Source organism: Enhygromyxa salina, from assembly GCF_002994635.1.
Lineage (GTDB): Bacteria > Myxococcota_A > Polyangia > Nannocystales > Nannocystaceae > Plesiocystis > Plesiocystis salina_B.
Map to the genome: position 1 here is coordinate 20,786 of NZ_PVNL01000140.1, position 6,491 is coordinate 27,276.

The 6,491-nt window shown below is 63.1% G+C and carries 5 protein-coding genes; 2 read left to right on the top strand and 3 right to left on the bottom strand.

The window, feature by feature from the left end:
* A complete protein-coding gene (locus ENSA7_RS39070; RefSeq protein ID WP_106094538.1) occupies positions 1–2,013 on the bottom strand; it encodes a PEP/pyruvate-binding domain-containing protein in 2,013 nt (670 codons plus the stop codon).
* Positions 2,014–2,190: 177 nt separating this feature from the next.
* On the opposite strand from ENSA7_RS39070, the gene ENSA7_RS39075 reads away from it, so the two are divergent.
* Entirely contained in the window at positions 2,191–2,637 is a 447-nt protein-coding gene (locus ENSA7_RS39075) for a hypothetical protein (RefSeq protein WP_106094539.1), read from the top strand.
* A gap of 172 nt (positions 2,638–2,809) precedes the next feature.
* A complete protein-coding gene (locus ENSA7_RS39080; protein WP_106094540.1) occupies positions 2,810–4,078 on the top strand; it encodes a trypsin-like serine peptidase in 1,269 nt (422 codons plus the stop codon).
* 591 nt (positions 4,079–4,669) lie between these two features.
* On the opposite strand, the gene istB is transcribed toward ENSA7_RS39080, so the two are convergent.
* The gene (gene istB / locus ENSA7_RS44695) at positions 4,670–5,428 is read right to left on the bottom strand and encodes an IS21-like element helper ATPase IstB (protein ID WP_181234546.1); all 759 of its coding nucleotides are present in this window, start codon (positions 5,426–5,428) and stop codon (positions 4,670–4,672) included.
* The coding region (locus ENSA7_RS39090; RefSeq protein ID WP_219908140.1) for a Mu transposase domain-containing protein at positions 5,425–6,491 on the bottom strand (1,067 nt) is incomplete at its 5' end. The genes ENSA7_RS39090 and istB, both read right to left, overlap by 4 nt.

The window sequence follows — 6,491 nt, forward strand, 5'->3', positions numbered from 1 at the left end:
TCAGTTCCCCAGCCCAGGGTGCGGTCGGGCCTGCTTGATCCACAGGACCGGCTCGGCGAGCGTCTCGACGTCGTCAAATTTGAACTCGACGTCCATGGCGTACCACCCGTCTTCGTTGGGCTCGTATACGTCGGCGAAGAAGCTGTGGATCTTGGCCAGCGCGGTGCCCAGCGCGTAGAGCTCGGCGTTGGTCAGCACGTTCTCGCCCGCGGGCACGAGGTTGGAGTGGGTGACGAACACGACCGGCTGGCCCGGAAACGTGAAGTGGTAGATCAGCTCGTCGGTGGTCACACCCGGGGCGGGCGAGACCACCGACGCCTCGCCCTCTTGCACGTTGATGTAAAAGCCAGGCTCGGCGCCGGTCTGATCGAAGATGTTGGCGGTCAGCGCCACGCCGTTGGCCTCTTCGTCGGGGAACGAGTTGTGACACAGCAACGCCATGCCCACGGCGGTGTGCTCGATCGATCGATACTCGCGCTCCTCGAACGCGCGGAAGTACCAGACGCTGGCCCAGACCTCGCGGATCGCGTCTTCGATCGGCTCGTCGAGCGAGCCCAGCGAGCCCGACGCGGACGTGTACAGGCCCGCCCCCGTGAACCCGTCGAGATCCTCGGCGTTGGTGCTCGAGCGAAACCGCATGCGCACGCCCGGATACTCGGCCTCGAGCTTGGTTGTGAGCGCGGCCATGAACTCGAGGTTGAGCGGGGCGGCCCGCATGTCGTCGCGCAGGGCCTTTAGCATCTGGTCGCGGGTCGCGGCGTCACCGGTGAATGTGTCGTCCGCCAGCATCTGCTCAATGCGTAGATCAAACCCGTTCTCGACCAAGAACTGATCATGGAAATAAACGGGGATCGCAAACGCCTTGGGCGGGTTGAGCTCGGGCCCGATCAACGGCAGCACCGCGAAATTGCTGGCCTTGCCGCCGAACGCGGGGATTGCTTCGTCGATCGCCTCGGCGACGCTGAGCGCGGGATCGAGGACGTCCTCAATGTCGGTGATCTCGGTGACCGACAGATCCTTGGCGGGGACCCCGAGCATCTCGGGCCGGTTGGCCTCCCACCACGCGTCGGCCTCGGCCTGGGTGACCTCTTCGATCTCCCAGCGCTCGGGCGTGACCTGGAACCGTACCCACTTGTCCTCGAGCGGGCGCAGGGTCTCGTGGGTGTAGGCCTCGCGCAGGCCGAGGTTGGGCGTGCCGCGGTTTTGGCTGAGCACGTTGATGTGCGACAGCGGGGTCTGAAACTCGGCGGTGATGATGCCCGAGACGACCGAGATGTCATTGGGCACCGCGTCGAGCACCACGACGTCGCGGAACGTGACGTAGCTGGTCTCGAGCTCGGCGGCGGTCCTGAAGATCAGCTTGGCGTAGGTCTCGCCCGTGTTGAGGATCTGGAACTGCTGGCCGGCGTAGAGCTCGTCGGTGGTGATGATCTTGACCGAGTCGGGCAGCTTCTCGGCCTCGAGCTCGATCGCCTCGGAGGTCGGGTGAAAGTACAGCTCCTCGCCGATCCACGTGGCCGCGGCGATCTGCTCGTAGGAGCCCTGGATCTGCGCCGCGCTCATCGTGTCGTAGGGCGAGATCTCGTAGGTGTAGACGGCTGGGCCAGCGTAGTAGGTGAGCGCGCCAAGCAAGAAGCGGCGACTGGGTGCGTAGTACTCGGTCTCGTTGAAGCTCGACAGCTGCGGCACGATCGGGCTGCCGCTGCCCGACAGGTGCTCGAACGCGAAGTCCCAGTGGATCGGGTACTTGCTGGTGTCTTGAAAGTAGAGCTGACCATCGAAGCTGTCGAACACGGTCTTGCCAGTGATCGCCGCAGACTTGGTCGAGCTGGTCGGCAGCGTGGCCAGCCGCTCGTAGTCCGCCCGGCAGCCCAGCGTCTGGCTGTAGTCGACCTCGACCTCGGGGTCGAGCACACACGTCCAGGTTGGCTCGGGCTCTCCGCACGCGCCGAGGGCCAGGCTGGCAGCGATGCCGGCCAGGAGTGGGAGCGGGGCGGGGGGTGGTGGGTGCATGTTGGAAGCGGGCGGTGGCTGGGCGGGGAGCTGGCAAGCTATCTTAGACGGCCCCGGGCGGGTTTGCACTTCTGCAGCCTTGCCGCGAGACCCAACGGGATAGGACGGTCCACGAAGAGCTTGCCGCAGCGCTGCGCTGCGCGAGACCGGGGTGCGTGATGCTGCTACGCTGGCCCGGTGCACCGCACGCTCATCCCGATCCTGCTCGCTACGCTGCTGGCCGCTTCGCCCGGATGCGGAGATCGGTGCGACTGTCCACCGGAGTGGTCGATCGTCGGGTTTAGTCTCGCAGATGGTGAGTTCGAGGGCGATGAATGGCAGATCCTGATCGAGGTCGACGGCCAACTCAGGACGATGTGCTCGTCCGAGTCGGGCGATGGACCGAACTCTGCCGTGGTCGCGTGCGACGACCCGGAGGTGGAGGTCGGACACAACGCAACCACGTTGACCGTGACGCTGCCCGAGTTTCAAGAAGACGCCAAGGTCAGGGTCGAAGTGGCGAACGCTCAAGGCTCGGTCTGGACGGCCTCTGCCACGGTCGAGTTGCGATTCCACGACACACTCGACAACTGCCTGTGCCCCTTGGGCGAGGGGATCGGCGAGCTGTCGCTGTCCGATGGCTGACGGCGTGCGTAAAGTTATACATCTGCGCGATGTCGAGCTTTGCAACGAGAGTGGGTGCGTGGCACATATCGGGACAGTGAAGATTCGATGCCTGTCCAACGCGCTTGTTATTGGTGTTTGGTTGACCGCCTGCGATCTGGAGCGATCGGCTGACCCTACCGTTCCAGCGTGGATGGGGCCGCAAGAGGTGGAGAGCGATGAGGAGACGCTTGTCCAAGAGCACGTCTGGAGAGCTTGGGAACGCCGAACGGAGTATGAGGCAAGTGGGATTGAGCCAGAGGTGCCTGTCGACCTGGGTCGTGACATCGGCTCTGAGAATCTCGAGTTTGTCGGTTTCGCTGATATAGGAACGGAGCTCGGTGGCCTACCTGACGGCAGTCCTGACGATACAACCTGCGAGGACAACCTCGAGGCGTTGGGTTCGCTCGCAGAGAACGCTGTCTGGGGCTACTTCATCAACCCGGCAGGCGAAACGTGGCGATGGAGGCCGCGCGACCCAGTCGCCTCATTCACGACCGTTCGCCGGGCTAACCGTGAGGCGTTCATCGAACGTGCGGTGCGCGAGGTCGTGCCGAGTGTTCGCGGCGCGGACGAGGGCGTCCACGGTGAAGATGATGCAGGAGACGACGTGTTCCGGGGTGACGGCGTTCTGGGCGCGGACAATCGAGTGATCCGGAGCGCGAGCAGCGGGCATTCGATGACCAGCATCAAGGGTTCGTGGGTTAGAATCGGTGGCCTACCCAATGAGGGGTGGGATCCTGGCAGCAATGGTGACAATACGGCGGGCACGGCGACCAAGATAGGGCCTCGCCACCTTCTGACTGTCGGGCACGGGGTGTGGAAGGGGGGCCACTTTTTTCCCAAGGACTGGTGGCCGGGCGAAGACGGGGTGGCGCACGAAACGGAGTTGACAAATTCGGCCGCTCCCAACGGGGTGAAGAAGATTGATTGGTACTATATCGCACCAAAATGGTATGAGAGCGAGAAAAACACGCAAGACTTCGCCATTCTCATTCTTCATGATAACGCGTCCAGCGCTCAATTTCCGAGTTTTGGATTCAAGGAAGACTACGCCCTCGCGCAAGAGCTGACGTGGAACTTCGGAATTCCGTCGCCCGGGAAAAGTTGTGCGGGCTCGCCGCTCGTCGGCGACAGTTGTAGGTCCTCATTGTACGGCCACAAGAAACCCGTCCGGCGAACGGAGGCCTCATACGTATTTACCGCCCATGACGCCCAGCCGGAGCACAGTGGTGGTCCAGTGTACAAGTTTGACGGCGGAGATAGGAACATCGTTGCGATTGTCAAAAGCAAGTATTCTGCCGTAGAAAACCGACATTTGAGGATTTGGGGCTTTGTCTTCGACACCATTGTCGCAGTGATGAACGCTCACCCGAGTAGCCACTGCGTGGACTATGGCTGGACCAGTCCCGGTTGCGATTGATGTCCTATGTCGGCAAAAATACACTGGACAGCAATGCTCGTCTGCTGCCTCGCGGTCGCTGCGCTCTCCTGCACTCGTACCCAAATCTTGGAGTGCGAGGCGGATGATCCGCACGCCGTTCACAACCTGACGTGCGTCGAATACTGTGCCTGGCAGGAACGAAATGGTGTCGGTTTCTGCGATTGTGAGCAGCTCTGCGACGATGCACTGGGACTAGCCCAAAAAGAAGCGCGATTGCCCCTCATCGGAGGCAGACCAAGCGATCTAAAGCAGGCGGGCGGTCCGCGCCCTTCCGGAGACCAGAAAAACCCGTCGAAGACGAGTCGGAGCCGCCCGCGATGTCGACTTGGGCCTGAATTCGGGCGCGAGCACATAGCGATGCGTCCCGAGGCCATGAACTCGGCGGTCCCGACACACGTTGTCGTGGCGCTCAGGTCTGCAGCCGGCCGAGCGCGATCTGTTCGACGTCAATTAAATTTGCCGGTCAGCGACATTTACACTTGCCGGTGCGGGACTTGCTCACCTCGCCCACGGCGACCACGCGCGCGGGGTAGTTGTCGTTCGAGCCTGGTCGCAGCCCATCCATGATCGTCAGTCTTTCCTCTTGCTCTTGGCCTTCTCGGTCCGGTAGCTTGGCACGTCGAATTCCAGGACCACCGAGTGGTGGACCAGGCGATCGATCGCGGCCGAAGTCGCCATCTTGTTCTTGAAGATCCGATCCCATTCGCTGAAGACCAGGTTGCTCGTCAGCGCGGTCGACCGCCGCTCGTAGCGTTCGGCCAGCAGGGTGAAGAGCACCTCGGCTTCTTCGGGCGACTGGTTCACGTAGCCGATGTCGTCGAGGATCACGAGCTCGAAATTGTCGAGCTTGCGCAGCTTCCTCGGCAGCACGAGATCCCGCTTGGCGGCGAGCAGCTCCTGGACCAACGAGTAGGTCGGGGTCCAAAGCACAGAGCGGCCCTGAGACACGAGCACGTGACCGAGGGCCGCGAGCAGGTGGCTCTTGCCGACGCCCGGCAATCCGAAGCCGAGGACATTGATCGCCTCGTCAAGGAAGACGCCGCTCTCGAGCTCCCGGATCTTGCGGAGCACTGGCTGGCCGAGCCGCTTTTCGTCGAAGGTCTCGAAGGTCTTGCCTTCGGGCAGCTTCGAGGCCCGACGCAGCCGCTGCACACGACGCTCGTGTCGGGCATCCTCCTCGAGACCGAGGACTTCGGCGATCGTCGCCAGCGCTTGGTCATGGCCGGCGGTGACCAAGCGTGGCACGAGTTCCTCAGCCGCGGCCGTCAGCTTGAAACTGCGCAGAAGCTCGGTGATCAGCTCGGCGTGGTTTGCGGTTCGCCTGCTCACGCGGCACCTCCGATTAGGGCGTCGTAGTCCTCGAGCGTCGGGCTCGGTATGTTGATCACCGGCACCTCCGACTCTCGCGGTCGTACCTGCGCCTCGACGGCGGCGTAGTCGAAGCGACCACCACGAGCTTCGAGCAGTCGCACGAGCGCGGCCTCGACATCGGCCTCCATGGTCTTCGCCGACAAGTGCAGGATCCGGACGTACTCGACGTCGGCACGATCTCCGTGCGCGGCCACCAGCGCGTCGTAGGCCCGACGGAAAGTCAGCGTCGGATACAGCTCTTCGCGGAAGCGGTAGTTGGCGAAGGCTCCGGGCTTGCGCACCAGCGACGCGATCACATGGCGATAGTCGATCCTGTGATTGAGATCTCCTCGCAGCCGCGGGAAGACCTCGACGAGCTCGTTGCGGTAGCGCAGCTCGATCGTGTTCGGGTACACCCGGATCTCGACCTGGTGGCCGATCAGTCGAGACGGCACCGAGTAAATCCGGCAGCGGACCCTGACCGTGCTCCAGCGTCGGACCTTCGGCGTCTCGACTGTGTAGGTCGGAACCGGCATAATCGGGAGCGGATTGAGATGCGCGCGCTCTTCGAGCAGTCGGTCTTCGATGTGGCGGTTGTGGTCGTGCTCGAGCGTTCGTTGAACGAAGCACTCGTACTCGGCCGCGCTCTCGAAGTCTTTGCTGCCGCGGAGGATCAGCGCCTGTCGGATCAGGCTCTTGGTTCGCCGATGACGAACCTCCACCGCGCCGTTCTCGTGCGCCTTCTTGACGTTGATCCGCCTGACCTTCTTGAAGCCCAAGTGGTCGCACACATCACCGAAGCGCTTGTTGAGTCCGCGACCGCGGCCCTTCTGGAGGTCGTGAGTGGCCGCCGACATGTTGTCGAGGACCAGCTGCCGTGGCACGCCTCCGAGCGTCCACAGGGCTCGCTGTAGGCCCTCGACCAGCGCCTCGAAGCTCTCCGAGAACGCGACGCAGGCCCACGTCCACGTGCTCGCAATCAGCACGAACTCGAAGAGCAGGTGCATGAAGGGTTGACCACCGACCGTCACGCCGAGGCTGT

Excerpts from the sequence above, each read along its gene's own strand:
- ENSA7_RS39070 (WP_106094538.1), bottom strand. The coding sequence starts at position 2,013 with ATGCACCCACCACCCCCCGCCCCGCTCCCACTCCTGGCCGGCATCGCT.
- ENSA7_RS39080 (WP_106094540.1), top strand. The coding sequence starts at position 2,810 with ATGGGGCCGCAAGAGGTGGAGAGCGATGAGGAGACGCTTGTCCAAGAG.